Consider the following 18415-nt stretch of genomic DNA (forward strand, 5'->3'; position numbering starts at 1 on the left):
TATGACAGTGACACCTAATATCTGTGCATGGCAGACGACGGAGCGGTGAGAGAAGTGGAAGCGGGCGGCACGACGGCCTTCTGGGCGCCCGGGAGTCAGATCCTGTGGCGGTACCGGGAGAACGCCGGCGCTCGCTTCCATATCGCCCGCCCCGTCACGGTCGTCCAGGACGACGAGGAACTGCTCGCCGTCTGGATGGCGCCCGGCACCGAGTGTGTGAAGCCGGTGCTCGCCGACGGCACCCCCGTGCACCTGGAGCCGCTGGAGACCCGCTACACCAAGCCGCGCACCGTGCAGCGCGACCGCTGGTTCGGCACCGGTGTGCTGAAGCTGGCGCGGCCCGGCGAGCCGTGGTCGGTGTGGCTGTTCTGGGAGCCGGGCTGGCGGTTCAAGAACTGGTACGTCAACCTGGAGGAGCCACTGGCGCGTTGGGACGGCGGGGTCGACTCCGAGGATCACTTCCTGGACATCTCCGTGCACCCGGACCGCACCTGGCACTGGCGCGACGAGGACGAGTTCGCCCAGGCCCAGCGGGACGGCCTGGTGGACGCCCGGCTCGCCGAGCGGGTGCGTGCGGCGGGGCGGGACGCGGTGGAGGTGATCCGCGCCTGGGGCCCGCCGTTCTCGGACGGCTGGCAGCACTGGCGTCCGGATCCGTCCTGGTCCGTCCCCGTCCTCCCGGACGACTGGGATCGTACGCCCGCGCATGTGTCCTCATGAGACCCTTGATGCGCCCCCGGGCAAGAAACGTAGGATCGTCCTCCGCAAGGGCGCGCGGCGGCAACTCCCGGGGCGCGCAACGGGCCTGACCACATGTCACCGAGGGGCGGCAGGACGTGAGCGAGGGGTACGAGCGCACCACCCGTGCGGGCCGCGGCCGGTCCGCGAGTGGCACAGGAACAACCTCTGACCACGCGGGAAATCCGTTCCCTGGACACGTATTTGGGGTATCGGCCTTCCTGCGGGACGAACTGCAACGGCGCACGCGGAACGCGCGGCGCGCAGCCCCGGACGGATGGATTCGACACGCGTGACGGAGCAGCCGACCTCCTTCGAGCGCCCCCAGGCGGGCGCCGACCCCGCGGATCCCCGCGGGGCGCTCCTGCGTACCCCGGGGCCGCAGCGCAGCACGCCCGGCGGCTCCGGGTTACCCCAGGCACAGGCCCAGGCCCGCGGCGGCGCCGGTGAGACGCCCTCCGTGCCGCCCGGCCCGCCGGTGACGCCCGCACCCGACGGCACCGGCCCCGAGCACTCCCAGCCGGCGGCCGCCGAACCCGACACCCACCGACCCCGCCCCACTCCCGAGGCCATCCCGGCCCAGCCGCCCGGCCTGGAGCAGGAGCGCCGGACCGGCCAGGGCCTGCCGCCCGGCCGGCCCACTCCCATGCGCCGGGACGGCGACCGGCTGCGCTTCGTGGGCGCCGCGACTCGCCGCATCGCCCGCGGCATCGACCTGGACGAGATCGTGATGGGGCTGTGCCGGGCGACCGTGCCGACCTTCTCCGACGCGATCCTGGTCTATCTGCGCGATCCGCTGCCGGTCGGCGACGAGCGGCCCACGGGTCCGGTGGTGCTGCGGCTGCGCCGTACCGACCGGATTCCGGAGGAGCGGGACACCGAGGGCGGTTTCCTGCCCGTCTTCCAGCCTGAGCCGTCCGAGCTGTCCGCGCTCACCGCCGAACTGTGCGAGGTACGCCCCGGCGGCGCCCTGAACGAGGTGCTGCGCGGCGTCCGCCCGGTCTTCGCCGACGCGCCGGCCGCCCGCGCCGCGCTGCCCGAACTCCTGGGCGAGGAGGGCGAGTCGCTCATCCCGAGCGGCCAGCGGGCCATCCTCGCGCCGCTGCGCGGCCGCCGCCGGGTGATCGGCGCGGCGGTCTTCCTGCGCCGCCCGGAGCGCATCGCCTTCGAGGCCGACGACCTGCTCGTCGCCGCCCAGCTCGCCACCCACAGCGCGCTCGGCATCGACAAGGCGGTGCTGTACGGGCGGGAGGCGTACATCGCCGACGAGTTGCAGCGCACCATGCTGCCGGAAACGCTTCCGCAGCCGACGGGTGTGCGGCTGGCCTCGCGCTACCTCCCCGCCGCCGAGACCGCGCGGGTCGGCGGTGACTGGTACGACGCGATCCCGCTGCCCGGCAGCCGCGTGGCGCTGGTGGTGGGTGACGTCATGGGGCACTCCATGACCTCCGCCGCGATCATGGGCCAGCTGCGGACCACGGCGCAGACCCTCGCCGGACTCGACCTCCCGCCGCAGGAGGTGCTGCACCACCTCGACGAGCAGGCCCAGCGGCTGGGGACCGACCGCATGGCGACCTGCCTGTACGCCGTCTACGACCCGGTCTCGCACCGCATCACCATCGCCAACGCCGGCCACCCGCCGCCCGTCCTGCTGCATCTGGGCGGGCGCGCCGAGGTGCTGCGGGTGCCCGCGGGCGCGCCGATCGGCGTCGGCGGCGTCGACTTCGAGGCCGTGGAGCTGGACGCGCCCGCCGGGGCGACGCTGCTGCTCTACACCGACGGGCTCGTCGAGTCCCGGCTGCGGGACGTGTGGACCGGCATAGAGCAGCTGCGCGAGAAGCTCGCCGCCACCGCGCAGCTCACGGGACCCGATCACCCGCCGCCGCTGGAGGCGCTGTGCGACGAGGTGCTGGACATGCTCGGTCCGGGGGACCGGGACGACGACATCGCGCTGCTCGCGGCCCGGTTCGACGGGATCGCGCCGAGTGATGTCGCGTACTGGTATCTGGACCCGGAGGACGCCGCGCCCGGCCGGGCGCGGCGGCTTGCCCGGCGGGCGCTGGCCCGGTGGGGGCTCGAGGAGCTGACCGACTCGGTGGAGTTGCTGGTCAGTGAGGTCGTCACCAATGCGGTGCGGTATGCCTCGCGGCCGGTTACTCTGCGGCTTTTGCGGACTGATGTGCTGCGGTGTGAGGTCGGCGATGATGTGCCGCAGTTGCCGCGGTTGCGGCAGGCTCGGGCCACTGATGAGGGTGGGCGGGGGCTGTATCTCGTCAATCGGATGGCTCGGCGGTGGGGGGCTACTCGGTTGAGCACCGGGAAAGTTGTCTGGTTTGAGCTGAATCGCACATAGCGCGCACCCGCCGTAGGAGGTTCTCATCCACGGCGGGTGCGGGTTCGTTGTGGTTTCTCGCGCAGTTCCCCGCGCCCCTTCCGGGGCGCTCTACTGATCGCCCTCTTCTGGCTCGAAGGGGTTGTCCGGGACGCCACCGCCGTCCGCCGGTGGAGTCGTCGTGGGTGGTGTCGTCGTCGGAGTCTGCGTCGGGGTCTGCGTGGGCGTCTGGGTCGGGGTCTGCGACGGAGTCCGCGTCGGGCTCGACGACGTGGGCGGGGCCGACGAGGACGGCGCCTCCGTCGTCGGTTCCTGGGTCGGGGTCTGGGTGGCCGTCGGCGTCCAGGTGGGCTGGACCGCGGCGCCCTGGGTGGTGTCCAGGTCGAACTTGGTGACCTCGCCCATCGCGCCGAAGGTGTACTGGGCCCAGATCTGCGCCGGGAAGCCACCGCCGTTGACGCGCGGCTCGCCGCCCGCCTTGTACATCGGGACCTGCCGGTGCGGGGGCTTGTCGTCCTCGCCGAACAGGCCGACCGAGGTGACCAGGTTGGGGGTGTAGCCGGTGAACCAGGCCGACTTGTTGTCGTCGGACGTACCGGTCTTGCCGGCGACCTGCTGGCCGTCGCGCTGCGGGTTCTCGCGGACCGAGCGGCGGGCCGTACCGTCGTCGACCACGCCGGTGAGCACCGAGGTGACGGTGTCGGCGGCCTCGCGGCTGATGACTCGCTCGCCGACCGGGTCGGGCAGCTCGACGGTGGTGGTCCTGTGCTCGGCGGACTTGAGCAGGGTCGGGGTGACCTGCTTGCCGTGGTTGGCGAGGGTGGCGTAGGCGCCGGCCATCTCCAGCGGGCTCGCGCCCATCGAGCCGAGGGTCTGGGCGGGTACGGCCTCCAGGCCCTCGGTGTCCATGCCGAGCTTGCCCGCGACGTCGAGCACCTTCTGCATGCCGACGTCCACGCCCATCTGCGCGAAGACGGAGTTGACGGACTTGTTCATCGCCGTCTGGACGGTGATGTCGTCGTAGTCGACGTCGTCCTCGTTCTCCGGGGCGAAGCCGACCGGGGTGCCGTTGTCCACGACCGGGCGCTTGCTGTCGCCGTTGTAGATGGTGTTGGCGGCGATGGGGGTGCCGTCCTGGGTGGTGGCGCCCTCCTCCAGGGCGGCGGCCAGGATCAGGGGCTTGAAGGTGGAGGCGGGCTGGTAGTCGTCGCGGGTGGCGTTGTTGGTGTAGTGCTCGACGTAGTCCACGCCGCCGTACATCGCGAGGACCTTGCCGGTCTTCGGGTCGACGGAGACGGCGCCGGCCTGGACGTCCGCGTCGACGTCCCGCTCCTTCGGGTCGAGCCTGCTGGTGAGCTGGTCCTTGACGGCCTTCTCCAGCAGCTTCTGCTTCTTGCTGTCGATGTTGACCGTGATGGTCCAGCCGCCGCGCTTGATCTTGGTCAGCGCCTCTTCCATGTCGGGGGCGGCGCCCTGGGCGACCAGCCGGCGGGCGAGCTCGCGGTTGGCCTCCTCGACGATGTACCCGTTCTGGCCTTCCATGCCGGGCGCGGCCTTGGGGTCCTCGGGCACCGGGAACTTCATGCCGGCGCGCTTGCCGGCGTCGAGCCAGCCCTCCTCGACCATGTTGTCCAGGACGTAGTCCCAGCGCTCCCGGACCAGCTTCTTGCCGGTCTCCGAGGCGATCGACCAGTCGTAGGAGTTGGGCGCCTGGAGCAGCGCGGCCAGGTAGGCGCCCTGTGCGAGGTTGAGGTCCTCGGCGTCGACGCGGTAGTAGGACTGGGCCGCGGCCTGGATGCCGTAGGCGTCGCGGCCGTAGAAGCTGGTGTTCATGTAGCCCGCGAGGATCTCGTCCTTCGACATCCGGCGGTCCACCTTCAGGGAGATGACCAGCTCCTGGAGCTTGCGGCTGACCGTCTGTTCCTGGGTGAGGTAGTAGTTCTTGACGTACTGCTGGGTGATCGTCGAGCCGCCCTGCTTGCCCTTGCCGGACAGGGTGTTGACGACACCGCGCGCGGTGCCCTTCAGGTCGACGCCGGAGTCGTTGTAGAAGGACTTGTTCTCGGCGGCGACGAAGGCCTTCTGGACGGGCCTGGGCACCTCGGACAGGTCGACGACCTCACGGTTGAGGCCCTTGCGGGCGAGGATGGCGCCGTCGCTGTACCTGTAGACGTTGCCCTGCTCCTTGGCGAGGGCGTTCCCCTTGGGAATGTCGATCACCAGGTACAGCACGATGAACGCGCCGATACCGAGCAGGCACACCCCGAGGAACGTGCCGAGGATCTTCTTCCAGGTGAACAGCCGGCGTATGCCGCTCTTGCCGGCCCCGCCCGACGAACGGCGGCGCCGGGGCGCCGCGCGGCGGCCACCGCGCTGTCGCGCTCGTCTCTCTTCCGCTCGTCCCATGAGTCCGTCTGCTCCGCTTCGTTCTCGGTTGTCACACAAGTCGCGTGGGTCAGGTCAGCTACGAAAGCTAACACCGCTCTATGTGACCAAGTCGGTTCGATCCGGTCTTTTATGGACGTGACAATCAGCACCCGTCCCAACGGAACCGACGCCTGAGAGGGGGTTGTGGTTGCCGTGGCGGGGTAAAGTGATATCACTTAGCTAGACCGAAGCTATGCCGTACGCAGTCATGCAGTACGCAGCCATGCAGTACGAGAACGGGGGACCACCCATGTCCACACGCGACACCGCAGCGACCGCCGACGTACCCGAGATGCCCGAACCCCGCGTCCGGGAGTTCACCGCGCACAGCATCGGCGGCGGACTCGCCCTGTTCCTGGGCCTGCTCGGGGTGTTGACCGGCATCGGTCTGGTGCTCTCCGCCACGGCCGTCTCGGCGACCGGCGCCAAGGCCGCGCTGGTCATCGGGGGCATCCTGCTCGGCCTCGCCTCCTTCATCGCCATGGCCGGGCTGAACATGGTGGCGCCGGGCGAGGCCCGGGTGGTGCAGCTCTTCGGGCGGTACCGGGGCACGATCCGGCAGGACGGACTGCGCTGGGTGAACCCGCTCACCTCCCGGACGAAGATCTCGACGCGCGTCCGCAACCACGAGACGGCCGTGCTGAAGGTCAACGACGCCTACGGCAACCCGATCGAGCTGGCCGCGGTCGTGGTGTGGAAGGTGGAGGACACCGCGCAGGCCACCTTCGAGGTGGACGACTACCTGGAGTTCGTCGCCACCCAGACCGAGGCGGCGGTCCGGCACATCGCCATCGAGTACCCGTACGACGCCCACGACGAGGACGGTCTCTCGCTGCGCGGCAACGCCGAGGAGATCACCGAGAAGCTGGCCGCCGAGCTGTACGCCCGCGTGGAGGCGGCCGGGGTGAAGATCATCGAGTCCCGCTTCACGCACCTCGCCTACGCCCCCGAGATCGCCTCGGCGATGCTCCAGCGGCAGCAGGCGGGCGCGGTGGTCGCGGCCCGGCGGCAGATCGTGGACGGCGCGGTCGGCATGGTCGAGGCGGCCCTGGCCAAGCTCACCGAGCAGGACATCGTGGAACTGGACTCGGAACGGAAGGCGGCGATGGTGTCCAACCTGATGGTGGTGCTGTGCGGGGACCGCTCCGCGCAGCCGGTCCTCAACGCCGGGACGCTGTACCAGTGACGGACTCTCCGGAGGGGCCCACTCCCCGGCGGCGGCCGCAGCAGCGCAAGCAGGTGCTGCTGCGGCTCGACCCGCTGGTGTACGAGGCACTGGCCCGCTGGGCGGGCGACGAGCTGCGCTCGGCCAACGCGCAGATCGAGTTCCTGCTGCGCCGGGCGCTGGCGGAGGCCGGGCGGCTGCCCGGGGAGACGGGACCGATCCCGCGCCGCGGCCGGCCACCGAAGGCACCCGAGGACGGGTAGGTACCCGAGGCGTCCGAGGCGCCCGAAGACCGGTAGACACCCGGCGTATACACGCGACGTATACATGGTGTGTAGAGTGGCCGCCATGTCCATCGGTCACACCCTTCTCGGCCTCCTGGAGGCCGGCCCCCGCCACGGCTACGACCTCAAGCGGGCCTTCGACGCGAAGTTCGGTCAGGACCGGCCGCTGCACTACGGCCAGGTCTACTCGACGATGTCCCGCCTGCTGAAGAACGGGCTCGTCGAAGTCGAGGGCATCGAGCCCGGCGGCGGACCCGAGCGCAAGCGGTACGCGATCACCGACGCCGGGATCACCGACGTCGAGCAGTGGCTCGCCACCCCCGAGAAGCCCGAGCCGTACCTCCAGTCGACGCTCTACACCAAGGTCGTCCTCGCGCTGCTCACCCACCGCGACGCGGCGCGGATCCTCGACACCCAGCGCTCCGAGCATCTGCGGCTGATGCGGATCCTCACCGACCGCAAGCGCCAGGGCGACCTCGCCGACCAGCTGATCTGCGACCACGCGCTGTTCCACCTGGAGGCCGATCTGCGCTGGCTGGAGCTGACCGCCGCCCGTCTCGACAAGCTGGCCCAGGCGGTGGTGGCCGAATGACCGCCCCCGCCGGTGCCCTGCTCGCGGCCGAGGGGCTGCGCAAGACGTACGGGCCGACGACGGCGCTGGACGGCGCCGAGTTCTCCATCCACCCGGGCGAGGTCGTCGCCGTGATGGGCCCCTCCGGGTCCGGCAAGTCGACGCTGCTGCACTGTCTCGCCGGGATCGTGACGCCCGACGCGGGCTCGATCACCTACGCGGGCCGGGAGATGGTGACGATGAGCGACGCCGAGCGCAGTGCGCTGCGGCGCACCGAGTTCGGGTTCGTGTTCCAGTTCGGGCAGTTGGTGCCGGAGCTGAGCTGCGTGGAGAACGTGGCCCTGCCGCTGCGGCTGAACGGCACGCCCCGCAAGGCCGCCGAACGGACGGCACGGGAGTGGATGGCCCGGCTGGAGGTCGACGACATCTCCGGTAAGCGGCCCGGCGAGGTCTCCGGCGGCCAGGGCCAGCGCGTCGCCGTGGCGCGGGCGCTGGTCACCGGCCCACGGGTGCTGTTCGCCGACGAACCGACCGGAGCGCTCGACTCGCTCAACGGCGAGCGCGTGATGGAACTGCTGACGGACGCGGCCCGGTCGACCAACGCGGCGGTCGTGCTGGTCACCCACGAGGCGCGGGTCGCCGCCTACTCCGACCGCGAGATCGTCGTACGGGACGGGAAGTCGCGGGACATGGAGTGGGTCGTATGAGCGTGCGCCAGTGGTCCAGGGATCTGGGCCTGGGGTTCCGGTTCGCGTTCGCCGGCGGGCGGGAGGGGTGGATCCGCGCCCTGCTGACGGCCGTCGGTGTCGGGCTCGGCGTGGCGCTGCTGCTGCTGACGACGGCGATCCCGAACGCGCTGAAGGTGAGGTCCGAACGCGAACAGGCCCGCACCGACCTGGTGTTCAGCCAGTCCGAGTTGCCGAAGGGCGACGGCACCCTGCTGGTCGCGAACGCCGGTACGACCTTCCGCGACAAGGACGTCCGCGGGCGGGCGCTGGAGCCCGAGGGGCCGCGCGCGCCTCTGCCGCCGGGGGTGGACAGATTTCCCGGCGTGGACGAGATGGTCGTCTCCCCCGCCCTGCGGCGGCTGCTGGAGTCGGACGAAGGGAAGCTGCTGCGGGAACGGCTGCCGCAGCGGATCGTCGGCACCATCGGGGAGAGCGGGCTGGTCGGCTCGGCCGAACTCGCCTTCTACCGGGGTGGCGAGGGGCTCGCGGCGCGGCTGGACTCGGGAGTGTCGCGCATCGACAGGTTCGGTCAGCCGCGCCCGGCCGGCGAGCCGATGGACCCGGTGCTGCTCCTGCTCGTCCTGGTCGTCTTCGTGGTGCTGCTGATGCCGGTCGCCGTCTTCGTCGCCACGGCCGTACGGTTCGGCGGCGAGCGGCGCGACCGGCGGCTGGCCGCCCTGCGGCTGGTGGGCTCCGACAGCCGGATGACCCGGCGGGTGGCCGCGGGCGAGGCGATGGCCGGTGCGCTGCTGGGGCTGGTCTTGGGCACCGGGTTCTTCCTGCTCGGCCGCCAGTGGGCGGGATCGGTGGAGGTGTTCCGGTTCAGCGCGTTCCCGAGCTATCTGAACCCCTCGCCGCTGCTGGCGCTGCTGGTCGCCGTCGCGGTACCGGCCGCGGCCGTGCTGGTCACCCAGTTCGCGCTGCGCGGTGTGGTGATCGAACCCCTCGGTGTGGTGCGCACGGCCCGGCCCGCGCGGCGCCGGCTGTGGTGGCGGCTGCTGCTGCCGCTGGCGGGCCTCGGGATGCTCTACCCGATGGTCGGCAACGGCCGCGATGAGGGCGAGTTCAACCAGTACCTGGTCACCGGCGGTGTGCTGTTCCTGCTGATTGGGGTGACCGCGCTGCTGCCGTGGATCGTCGAGGCGGTCGTCGCCCGGCTCGGCGCGGGGGCGGTGTCCTGGCAGCTCGCCGTGCGCCGGCTCCAGTTGAGCAGCGGCACGGCGGCCCGCATGGTCAACGGCATCGCCGTCGCGGTGGCCGGGGCGATCGCGCTGCAGATGCTGTTCGCGGGCGTCGACGACGACTACACGAAGAGCACCGGCAAGGACGTCAACCGCGTCCAGATGCAGGTGGGCGTGCCGGAGGGGCTCTCGCTCGACGCGGCCCGGGCGCGCTTCGAGGCCACCGAGGGCGTACGGCAGGTGTACGGCTTCTCCGAGGGCGTGCTCGGCGACTCGCCCGACGGGGCCGAGCGGTACGCCCCGGTGACGGTCGGCGACTGCGCCTCCCTGCGCGAGCTGGCGACGCTGCCGTCCTGCCGGGACGGCGACACCTTCGTCGTACGGGGCGGCGAGTACGACACGGACACGCCGGTACTGGTCAAGCAGGGCCGGACGCTGCACTTCGACCCCACGCCCGACGGCGAGCGGGGGGACACGGTCGCCTGGCCGGTGCCGAAGGACATCAAGGAGGCCCGCTCGGTCCCGGACATGAACGGCATCCGGCGCGGTGGCGTCCTGCTGACTTCGGGCGCCCTGACCCGCGAGGCCGCGGCCTCCCTGCATGGCCAGCTGTATCTGCGCCTCGACGAGTCGGTCCCGGACGTGCGCGAGTACGTCCGCAACACCGCGGCGCGCATCGACCCGTTCGTCAAGCCGATGACCTGGGTGTCGAGCGAGCAGAACAACCGCTTCGCCACCATCCGCACCGGACTCTTCGTCGGCGCGACCTGTGTGCTGGCGCTGATCGGGGCGAGCCTGCTCGTCTCCCAGCTGGAGCAGCTGCGGGAACGCCGCAAGCTGCTGTCGTCGCTGGTCGCCTTCGGCACGAGGCGCTCGACGCTGAGTCTGTCGGTGTTGTGGCAGACGGCGATCCCGATCGCGCTCGGCCTCGCACTGGCCTGCGTGGTGGGGCTCACGCTGGGCGCGGTGCTCCTGCGGATGGCGGATACGGCAGTACGTGTGGACTGGGGAAGCGTGCTGGCCATGACCGGGGTCGGTGCCGGGGTGGTCCTTACAGTCACCTTGCTGAGCCTGCCGCCGCTGCTCCGTCTGATGCGGCCGGACGGTCTGCGGACGGAGTAGCTCCGCCGGTCCGTGTGCCCGAGCGCCTAGTGAGGGGGGTGGCTCGGGTCCTGGGCGGCTGCGGGTTGGTTCTTGGCTGGTCGCGCAGTTCCCCGCGCCCCTACGTGGGTGGGGCACCCCGAGTCGCTCAGTCCCCACCCTCCAGCAGCCGCACCGGCAGTGGGCGCAAAGCCTCGCGCAGAGCAGTCGCCAGCTCGCCGTACTCCGCGCCCCGTGCCGCCCCCGTCCGCATCGCCAGGGCGATCCGGCGCGTGGGGGCGGGGTCGGCGAAGTAGCCGGTGAGGAGTTGGTTGCTGCGGCTGGTCTCGACCTTGAGGGCGGTGCGCGGGAGCAGGGTGCAGCCAAGGCCGCCGGCGACCAGCTGGACGAGGGTCGACAGGCCCGCGGCGGTCGTGGTCACCGGGGCGTCCTCGCGGCCCGCCTCCCGGCAGATGTCGAGGGCCTGGTCGCGCAGGCAGTGGCCCTCGTCCAGCAGCAGGAGGTTCAGCTCCTTCAGGGCCTCGCGGGGGATGCCCTCGCGGCCGCCGAGCCAGTGGTCGAGTGGCGTGACCAGGACGAAGTCCTCGTCGAACAACGGCAGTTCCACAACCCCGGGCACACCCAGCGGCACCGCGAGGAGCAGCAGGTCGAGGCGGCCCGTGGTGAGGCCGTCGAGGAGGTTGGCGGTCTGCTCCTCGTGGACCTGGAGGTCGAGGTCGGGGTAGCGCTCGTGGACCAGCCGCAGCACCGTCGGCAGCAGATACGGCGCGACCGTCGGGATCACGCCGAGCCGCAGCGCACCGGTGAACGGCGCCCGTACCGCCTCGGCCTCCTCCATCAGCGCGCCCACCTCCTCCAGTACGGCCTTCGCGCGGACGGCGAGCCGCTCGCCGGCCGGCGAGAGCAGCACCTTGCGGGTCGTACGCTCGAGGAGGGTGACCCCGAGCACTTCCTCCAGCGCGGAGACGGCGCCCGAGAGCGCCGGCTGGCTCATGCCGATCGCCGCGGCGGCGTCCCGGAAGTGCAGATGCTCGGCGACGGCCGCGAAGGCACGGAGCTGGGCGAGGCTGGGCTGGCGGCGCTTACCGGCATGACCCATGGCACCCACATTGCTGACAGTCACTAATAGCTACCTCCGATCAACACGACCGAGTGTAGCTATTTCACTAATCAATGCTCGCTGTGCCACGATCGGTCACGTCCAACCCATGGGAAACACCCGTCAAAAGCGGGTGTTTCTTCGCTGCGCTGCAAGGAGAGCTAGTGCTCACTGTCGGTGACAAGTTCCCCGAGTTCGAACTGACCGCCTGCGTCTCGCTGGAGAAGGGCAAGGAGTTCGAGAAGATCAACCACAAGACCTACGAGGGCAAGTGGAAGGTGATCTTCGCTTGGCCCAAGGACTTCACCTTCGTGTGCCCGACCGAGATCGCGGCCTTCGGCAAGCTGAACGACGAGTTCGCCGACCGTGACGCCCAGGTCCTCGGCTTCTCCGGCGACTCCGAGTTCGTCCACCACGCCTGGCGCAAGGACCACGACGACCTGCGCGACCTGCCGTTCCCGATGATGGCCGACTCCAAGCACGAGCTGATGCGCGACCTCGGCATCGAGGACGAGGACGGCTTCGCCAAGCGCGCCGTCTTCATCGTGGACCAGAACAACGAGATCCAGTTCTCCATGGTGACCGCCGGCTCCGTCGGCCGTAACCCCAAGGAGGTCCTGCGGGTCCTCGACGCCCTGCAGACGGACGAGCTGTGCCCCTGCAACTGGACCAAGGGCGACGAGACCCTGGACCCGGTCAAGCTGCTGGCCGGTGAGTGACGGCCATGTCGCTCGACTCCCTGAAGTCCCGCATACCGGACTACGCCAAGGACCTGAAGCTCAACCTGGGCTCGGTCATCGGCAACTCCGACCTCCCCGCCCAGCAGCTCTGGGGCACCGTGCTGGCGACCGCCATCGCCTCGCGCTCCCCGATCGTGCTGCGTGAGCTGGAGCCGGAGGCGAAGGCGAACCTCACGCCGGAGGCGTACACCGCGGCCAAGTCCGCGGCCGCCATCATGGCGATGAACAACGTCTTCTACCGCACCCGCCACCTGCTGTCCGACCACGAGTACGGCACCCTGCGCGCCGGCCTGCGGATGAACGTCATCGGCAACCCCGGCGTCGACAAGGTCGACTTCGAGCTGTGGTCCTTCGCCGTGTCCGCCATCAACGGCTGCGGCATGTGCCTGGACTCGCACGAGCAGGTGCTGCGCAAGGCGGGCCTCGACCGTGACGTGATCCAGGAGGCGTTCAAGATCGCCTCCGTGATCCAGGCGGTCGGCGTCACCCTCGACGCCGAGGCGGTCCTCTCCGAGTGAGCCGCCCGAAGGCCCCGTTCACCCTGTGGTGGACGGGGCCTTCGTGTTTCTCAGGAGCCGTATCTTCGGGAGCCGTTTCTCAGGAACCGTTTCTCAGGAACCGGGGCCCGGCTCCGGCGGCGGGGTCACGGCCGCGTCCGTCGCCGTGGCACCGTGCGGCGCCGGGGAGTGCCGTAGCGCGGCCTCCTGGGAGTACGCCCGCAGATAGCCGACGACCGTGTTCGTCACGGCCACCAGCGGTACGGCGACCACCGCGCCGCCGATCCCGGCCACCAGTCCGCCCGCCGCGACGGCCAGCACCACGGCCAGCGGATGCACGCGCACGGCCCGGCCCAGGATGAACGGCTGGAGGATGTGGCCCTCGATCTGCTGCACCGCGAGCACCACCAGCAGCGTCATCACCGCGGTGAACACGCCCTGGGTGACGAGCGCGACGACCACGGCCAGCGCCCCGGAGACGACCGCGCCGACCAGCGGGATGAAGGCGAACAGGAAGATGAAGACGGCCAGTGGGACGGCCATGGGCACGTCCAGGAAGTAGATGCCCAGGCCGATGAAGATAGCGTCGATCATGGCCACTATCACCGTGCCGCGCACATACGCGGTCAGGGTGCGCCAGGCCCGCGGCCCCGCGCCCGCGACCCCCGGCCGGGCGGCGGCCGGGACGAGCTTCAGCGTCCAGTCCCAGATGCGCGGACCGTCGTAGAGCAGGAAGAGCGTCGAGAAGACGGCGAGCAGGATCCCGGTCAGGGCCTCGACGACGACCGTCACGCCCTCCAGGCCCGCCGAGGTGATCTGCTCGGTGTTGGCGCCGATCGCCTCGCGCAGGTTCTCGGCGATGTCGTTGATCTGCTTGTCCGTGACGTGGAACGGGCTGTCCAGCAGCCAGCGGCGCAGCTCGTCGATGCCGTCCTGGACCTGGTCGGAGACATTGTCGATGTTCTCCATGACCTGCCAGGTCACGAACCAGCCGACCAGACCCATCACCACGAACCCGAGGAGCGCGGTCAGCGCGGTGGCCAGCCCGCGCGGCACCCCGTACCGCCGCAGCCGCGTCACGGTCGGCTGCAGCAGCGCCGTCATCAGCAGCGCGGCGACGAACGCCAGCACCACCAGCTGTACGGCGCTGATGACCCGCATCAGCACCCATACGGTTCCGGCCAGCACCAGCAGCCGCCAGCCGGCCTCGGCGGCGACGCGAACGCCCCATGGCACGGCCTGCGCCGGGTCGGGGCGGGGCGCGACGGCCGGGGCGTACCCGGGAGGCGGCGGCACCTGCGCGGGCGGCTTGGCCGATTCGTTCTCGGCGGCCGTGTGTTCCCGCTCCGCCTCCGCGCGGCGTTCCTCCCACTGCCTGCCCATGCGGTTCAGGCCGGCACCCAACCGGCCGAGCCACCCTGGCACTCGCGACATCTTCCGTCCCTCTCCCCCGTCGGTCCCCACCACTCCCCCCTGGAGTCGTCCCGTCAGACCGTACATGGCGAAAGCCCCTCACCGTAGGACGGCGAGGGGCTTCGCGAGGTTGAACGGCGGGCGCGGTGGGCGGCCCGTCGGAGGTGCGGCCTAGTACCAGTGGTTGGCCTGCCAGAACGACCAGGCGCCGCAGGGGCTGCCGTAGCGCTCGTTCATGTAGTTCAGGCCCCACTTGATCTGGGTGGCCGGGTTGGTCTGCCAGTCGGCACCGGCGGACGCCATCTTGGACCCGGGCAGCGCCTGGACGAGGCCGTAGGCGCCGGAGGAGGGGTTGGTCGCCCGGTAGTTCCAGCTCGACTCGTGGTCGACGATGTTGCTGAAGCACTGGAACTGGTCGCCCGGGATCATCTGGCGCGCCATCGCCTGGACCTCGGCGACGGAGTACGAGCTCTGGACGGCGAAGTCCGAGGCGTCGGCGCGGGCCGCGCTGCGGCTGGCCGCGAGCTTCTCCGCCTCCTCGCGCTCCTTGGCTTCCTGGGCGGCCTTCTCGGCCTGCTCCTTCTTCGCGATCGCGGTCTCGGCGGCCGCCTTGCGGGCCGCCTCCTCGGCGTCCTTCTTCGCGGTCGCGTCCGCGGCGATGGCCTGAACGTTGGCCTGCTGCGTCAGGGACGCGGTCTGCACCTGGGCCTGCTGGCCCGCGGGTATGTCCGCGAGGAGCGTCAGGTCGGTTGCCGCCGCCTCGGCGTCGTTGTTCTGCGCGGTGCTGCCCGAGGCAACGCCGACGACGCTTCCGACTGCGGTGACCGCGGTGGCCGAGGCCACTGCGAATCCCCGGACCGAAATCCGGCTCACACGGTTTCCTTCCAGCATCGCCCGCTTCGGTGACCCTGGCGGACGCAATCGTGCCCCTGGCACTGGCCTCCCCAACAGCGGGGTCACGGGAGGCGCGGGCCCGGTGGGCAACTCCCTCGCGGGGAGCGCCGCATGGTGCTCGGGCGGCATACGACGGTTGCTATGGAGTTGGCGGTGGTGCTGCGCGTTGTGCCGTACCGCTGGCGGTACAGGTGTGTCGTATGCGGGGCCTGACAGGAGTGAGACTCTGCCGCAAGGCGACGCCGCAAGGCAATTCCGAGTTGCGTGTGAAAGCTCACATCCCGTTTGAGCCTGGGGATTTCATCGTTTCCCCACAAGCGAAGGCGCCGCCCGGCTAGGCTCTCTGCCTTTCCGGACGGCGCCAACTACCGCGTAACGCCTATGAAGTTGTGCAGAGCGGTCAGACCGGCTAGATCTGCCCTTCCTCCAGCATTTCGGTCACAAGTGCCGCGATCTGGGACCTCTCGGACCGGGTCAGGGTGACATGCGCGAACAGCGGATGGCCCTTCAGCTTCTCCACGACGGCGACGACACCGTCGTAGCGCCCGACCCGCAGATTGTCCCGTTGCGCCACGTCATGGGTCAGAACGACCCGTGAATTGGCCCCGATCCGGGACAGAACGGTCAGCAGGACGTTCCGTTCCAGCGACTGCGCCTCGTCCACGATCACGAACGCGTCGTGCAGCGAGCGCCCGCGGATGTGGGTGAGCGGGAGGACCTCCAGCATGCCGCGCGCGGTGACCTCCTCGATGACCTCACGGCTGGTGACCGCCGAGAGGGTGTCGAAGACGGCCTGCGCCCAGGGGCTCATCTTCTCCGCCTCGGTGCCGGGCAGATAGCCGAGCTCCTGCCCGCCCACCGCGTACAGCGGACGGAAGACCATCACCTTCTCGTGCTGACGGCGCTCCAGCACCGCCTCCAGCCCCGCGCACAGCGCCAGCGCCGACTTGCCGGTGCCGGCCCGGCCGCCCATCGACACGATCCCCACGTCCGGGTCGAGCAGCAGGTCGAGCGCGATCCGCTGCTCGGCGCTGCGCCCCTTGATGCCGAACGCCTCCCGGTCGCCGCGCACCAGCCGGACGTTGCCCTCCGGGGTCACCCGGCCGAGTGCACGGCCGCGCTCGGAGTGGATGGTCAGGCCAGTGTGGACGGGCAGCTCCGCCGCCTCCGGGGCGTAGACGTGCCCTTCCTCGAAGAGGATGTCCACCTGTTCGGCGGGCAGAGTCAGTTCGGACATCCCGGTCCAGCCGGAGGAGTCCGTGATGGCGAGCTCCGCGCGGTACTCCTCGGCCAGGAGCCCGACGGAGGAGGCCTTGATCCTCAGCGGCAGGTCCTTCGACACGACGGTGACGTCGAACCCCTCGGCCTGGAGATTCCGGGCGACCGCGAGGATGCGGGAGTCGTTGTCCCCCAGGCGGTAGCCGCTGGGCAGCACGCTGGGGTCCGAGTGGTTGAGCTCGACACGGACGGTCCCGCCGAGGTCCCCGGTGGGAATGGGGGCGTCGAGACGGCCGTACCGCACCCGGAGGTCGTCGAGCAGGCGCAGGGCCTGCCGGGCGAAGTAGCCGAGTTCGGGATGGTGCCGCTTGGCCTCCAGCTCCGTGACCACCACGACCGGGAGCACGACCTCGTGCTCGTCGAAGCGGCTCAAAGCGTTCGGGTCGGCCAGCAGGACGCTGGTGTCGAGAACATAGGTGCGCCGGTCTGGCTTGTGGCGCTGTGCGCTGGTCACCACGGAAGGACGTACCCCCTCGGATGAGGTCGGGGAGCGACGGAGTGGAGGCTGGGCCGGGAGGGGTGGGAAAATCCCGACCGGTCGACGGCCGCCCTGCACGGGCCGAAAACCGGCCCTCCGCCTCTTCGTCCGTGCCGTACGCGCACGATCGGGCTGGTGCAAAGGGCCTCCCGGGCGGACGGCCCCGTGCCGCCCGCTGAGATCCGACACCCGTGGTTCGGGTGTCGACCTGTCTGGCTTATGCCCTCGAACAAGCGCCGCCATGCCACGGCATATGACGGCGCGCCGGTGAACTCCTTGTTACGCCCGCCCTCTTGCCGTCGTTTCACCGACGTCGCAAGGGGTACTCGTACGCTCCCTCGGGGGACGCGTGTGGGTCAGCCGCCGTAACGGCGGTGGCGTGCCGCGTAGTCGCGCAGGGCACGCAGGAAGTCGACCTTGCGGAAGGCCGGCCAGAAGACGTCGCAGAAGTAGTACTCCGAGTGGGCCGTCTGCCACAGCATGAATCCGGACAGCCGCTGCTCGCCGCTGGTGCGGATCACCAGGTCCGGGTCCGGCTGGTCACCCGTGTAGAGGTGCCGCCCGATCATGTCGATGTCGACGGCCTCGGCCAGCTCCTCGACGGAGGTGCCCTTGTCGGCCGCCTCGTGCAGCATCGACCGGACCGCGTCGGCGATCTCCTGCCGGCCGCCGTAGCCGATGGCGACGTTGACCAGTATCCCGTCGATGTGGGCGGTGGCCTCCTCGGCCTCCTTGAGGGTGCTCTGCATGCCGGACGGCAGCAGGTCCATGGTGCCCACGTGGTGCACCCGCCAGCGGCCGTCGGCGGCGAGCGTGCGCACGACGTCCTCGATGATGCCGAGGAGCGGGACCAGCTCCTCCTGCGGCCGGTCGAAGTTGTCCGTCGACAGCAGCCAGAGGGTGACGACCTCGACGTCCGTCTCGGTGCACCAGCCGAGGAACTCCTCGATCTTCTCGGCGCCGGCCCGGTGGCCGTGCACGGTGCTGGAGCCCGCCGCCTTCGCCCAGCGGCGGTTGCCGTCCATGATCACGCCGATGTGCTTGGGCACCTGAGCGTGGTCCAGGTGGCCTTCCACCCGGCGTGCGTAGAGCCTGACCAGCAGGCCGCGCAGCTTGTCGCGCAGGTTCACGTGATTGTCAGCCCCTCCGGTGCGGATCGGACGGGGGACGGGCGCGGCGCGCCTGCGGCGGCTGGGCCGAGGGCGGCTTCGGCTGCGTCCCTGTCCGTATGGCGGTCCCCCGGGGGCGAAGCCTACCCCTGTGGCGGCGAAACCCCGTTTCTGGGGCCGAAGGGCACTGGGGTGGCAAAAGAAACGGGCCGGTCCGTGGGGGGGAGACGGACCGGCCCGAGGGGGGGTTTCCACCATAACCCTTCGTGAGGGATGGCGCGCACATCGGCGCGCCACAACTACTCTCCGAAGTTGCCCGACAACGCGGCGCTGGTCGCGGAAAGTGCGGTTCACAGGCGGTTCATGGCCGGTTCACAGCG

General features: G+C 70.6%; 15 protein-coding genes. 9 read left to right on the forward strand and 6 right to left on the reverse strand.

All coding sequences use genetic code 11. The annotated features are described in order from the left end of the window. Positions 1–27: 27 nt before the first annotated feature. Both fomD and ACZ42A_RS07585 read left to right on the forward strand, forming a co-directional pair. The gene (gene fomD, locus ACZ42A_RS07580) at positions 28–720 is read left to right on the forward strand and encodes a cytidylyl-2-hydroxypropylphosphonate hydrolase (RefSeq protein ID WP_468526251.1); all 693 of its coding nucleotides are present in this window, start codon (positions 28–30) and stop codon (positions 718–720) included. 295 nt (positions 721–1015) lie between these two features. Next, positions 1016–3091 (forward strand): SpoIIE family protein phosphatase, encoded by a 2076-nt coding sequence (locus tag ACZ42A_RS07585; protein ID WP_468526252.1) that lies wholly within the window; start codon positions 1016–1018, stop codon positions 3089–3091. 90 nt (positions 3092–3181) lie between these two features. Here ACZ42A_RS07585 and ACZ42A_RS07590 read toward each other — a convergent pair whose 3' ends face one another. Beyond that, entirely contained in the window at positions 3182–5476 is a 2295-nt protein-coding gene (locus ACZ42A_RS07590; RefSeq protein ID WP_468526253.1) for a transglycosylase domain-containing protein, read from the reverse strand. A 271-nt stretch (positions 5477–5747) separates the two neighbouring features. Here ACZ42A_RS07590 and ACZ42A_RS07595 point away from each other — a divergent pair, with 271 nt between their 5' ends. The 5 genes from ACZ42A_RS07595 (at position 5748) to ACZ42A_RS07615 (ending at position 10548) form a co-directional block, all read left to right on the forward strand. Further along, positions 5748–6683 (forward strand): SPFH domain-containing protein, encoded by a 936-nt coding sequence (locus ACZ42A_RS07595; RefSeq protein WP_468526254.1) that lies wholly within the window; start codon positions 5748–5750, stop codon positions 6681–6683. After that, on the forward strand, positions 6680–6925 hold the full coding sequence (locus tag ACZ42A_RS07600; RefSeq protein ID WP_468526255.1) for a type II toxin-antitoxin system antitoxin: 246 nt from the start codon (positions 6680–6682) through the stop codon (positions 6923–6925). Before ACZ42A_RS07595 ends, ACZ42A_RS07600 begins: the two co-directional genes overlap by 4 nt. A gap of 85 nt (positions 6926–7010) precedes the next feature. After that, positions 7011–7538 (forward strand): PadR family transcriptional regulator, encoded by a 528-nt coding sequence (locus ACZ42A_RS07605; RefSeq protein WP_468526256.1) that lies wholly within the window; start codon positions 7011–7013, stop codon positions 7536–7538. Beyond that, positions 7535–8224 (forward strand): ABC transporter ATP-binding protein, encoded by a 690-nt coding sequence (locus tag ACZ42A_RS07610; RefSeq protein WP_468526257.1) that lies wholly within the window; start codon positions 7535–7537, stop codon positions 8222–8224. Before ACZ42A_RS07605 ends, ACZ42A_RS07610 begins: the two co-directional genes overlap by 4 nt. After that, positions 8221–10548, forward strand: coding sequence for an ABC transporter permease (locus tag ACZ42A_RS07615; protein WP_468526258.1), 2328 nt, complete (start codon positions 8221–8223; stop codon positions 10546–10548). The genes ACZ42A_RS07610 and ACZ42A_RS07615 overlap by 4 nt, the downstream gene beginning before the upstream one ends. A 127-nt stretch (positions 10549–10675) precedes the next feature. Here ACZ42A_RS07615 and ACZ42A_RS07620 read toward each other — a convergent pair whose 3' ends face one another. Beyond that, positions 10676–11626, reverse strand: coding sequence for a LysR substrate-binding domain-containing protein (locus tag ACZ42A_RS07620; protein WP_468526259.1), 951 nt, complete (start codon positions 11624–11626; stop codon positions 10676–10678). 164 nt (positions 11627–11790) lie between these two features. Between ACZ42A_RS07620 and ACZ42A_RS07625 the strand changes: the two genes are divergently transcribed. Both ACZ42A_RS07625 and ACZ42A_RS07630 read left to right on the forward strand, forming a co-directional pair. Next, positions 11791–12345 (forward strand): peroxiredoxin, encoded by a 555-nt coding sequence (locus tag ACZ42A_RS07625; protein WP_468526260.1) that lies wholly within the window; start codon positions 11791–11793, stop codon positions 12343–12345. A gap of 5 nt (positions 12346–12350) precedes the next feature. Beyond that, positions 12351–12884, forward strand: a complete 534-nt coding sequence (locus ACZ42A_RS07630) for an alkyl hydroperoxide reductase (protein WP_468526261.1) — start codon at positions 12351–12353, stop codon at positions 12882–12884. A 93-nt stretch (positions 12885–12977) separates the two neighbouring features. Here ACZ42A_RS07630 and ACZ42A_RS07635 read toward each other — a convergent pair whose 3' ends face one another. The 4 genes from ACZ42A_RS07635 to ACZ42A_RS07650 all read right to left on the reverse strand — a co-directional run bounded on the left by ACZ42A_RS07635 (position 12978) and on the right by ACZ42A_RS07650 (position 18056). Further along, positions 12978–14297: an AI-2E family transporter gene (locus tag ACZ42A_RS07635; protein ID WP_468526262.1), complete on the reverse strand. Its 1320-nt coding sequence runs from the start codon at positions 14295–14297 to the stop codon at positions 12978–12980. A 150-nt stretch (positions 14298–14447) separates the two neighbouring features. Next, entirely contained in the window at positions 14448–15149 is a 702-nt protein-coding gene (locus ACZ42A_RS07640) for an aggregation-promoting factor C-terminal-like domain-containing protein (RefSeq protein ID WP_468526263.1), read from the reverse strand. Between the two features lie 430 nt (positions 15150–15579). Next, positions 15580–16905 carry a PhoH family protein gene (locus tag ACZ42A_RS07645; RefSeq protein WP_468526264.1) on the reverse strand — a complete coding sequence of 442 codons (1326 nt, stop codon included), beginning with the start codon at positions 16903–16905 and terminating at the stop codon, positions 15580–15582. 377 nt (positions 16906–17282) lie between these two features. Continuing rightward, positions 17283–18056, reverse strand: coding sequence for an isoprenyl transferase (locus tag ACZ42A_RS07650; RefSeq protein ID WP_468526265.1), 774 nt, complete (start codon positions 18054–18056; stop codon positions 17283–17285). Between the last annotated feature and the right edge of the window lie 359 nt (positions 18057–18415).

Source organism: Streptomyces sp. NPDC030838, from assembly GCF_055572035.1.

Bases quoted from the DNA above. Each gene is read 5' to 3' on its own strand.
- fomD (WP_468526251.1), top strand. From the start codon at position 28: ATGGCAGACGACGGAGCGGTGAGAGAAGTGGAAGCGGGCGGCACGACG.
- ACZ42A_RS07585 (WP_468526252.1), top strand. From the start codon at position 1,016: ATGGATTCGACACGCGTGACGGAGCAGCCGACCTCCTTCGAGCGCCCC.
- ACZ42A_RS07590 (WP_468526253.1), bottom strand. From the start codon at position 5,476: ATGGGACGAGCGGAAGAGAGACGAGCGCGACAGCGCGGTGGCCGCCGC.
- ACZ42A_RS07595 (WP_468526254.1), top strand. From the start codon at position 5,748: ATGTCCACACGCGACACCGCAGCGACCGCCGACGTACCCGAGATGCCC.
- ACZ42A_RS07605 (WP_468526256.1), top strand. From the start codon at position 7,011: ATGTCCATCGGTCACACCCTTCTCGGCCTCCTGGAGGCCGGCCCCCGC.
- ACZ42A_RS07610 (WP_468526257.1), top strand. From the start codon at position 7,535: ATGACCGCCCCCGCCGGTGCCCTGCTCGCGGCCGAGGGGCTGCGCAAG.
- ACZ42A_RS07615 (WP_468526258.1), top strand. From the start codon at position 8,221: ATGAGCGTGCGCCAGTGGTCCAGGGATCTGGGCCTGGGGTTCCGGTTC.
- ACZ42A_RS07620 (WP_468526259.1), bottom strand. From the start codon at position 11,626: ATGGGTCATGCCGGTAAGCGCCGCCAGCCCAGCCTCGCCCAGCTCCGT.
- ACZ42A_RS07630 (WP_468526261.1), top strand. From the start codon at position 12,351: ATGTCGCTCGACTCCCTGAAGTCCCGCATACCGGACTACGCCAAGGAC.
- ACZ42A_RS07635 (WP_468526262.1), bottom strand. From the start codon at position 14,297: ATGTCGCGAGTGCCAGGGTGGCTCGGCCGGTTGGGTGCCGGCCTGAAC.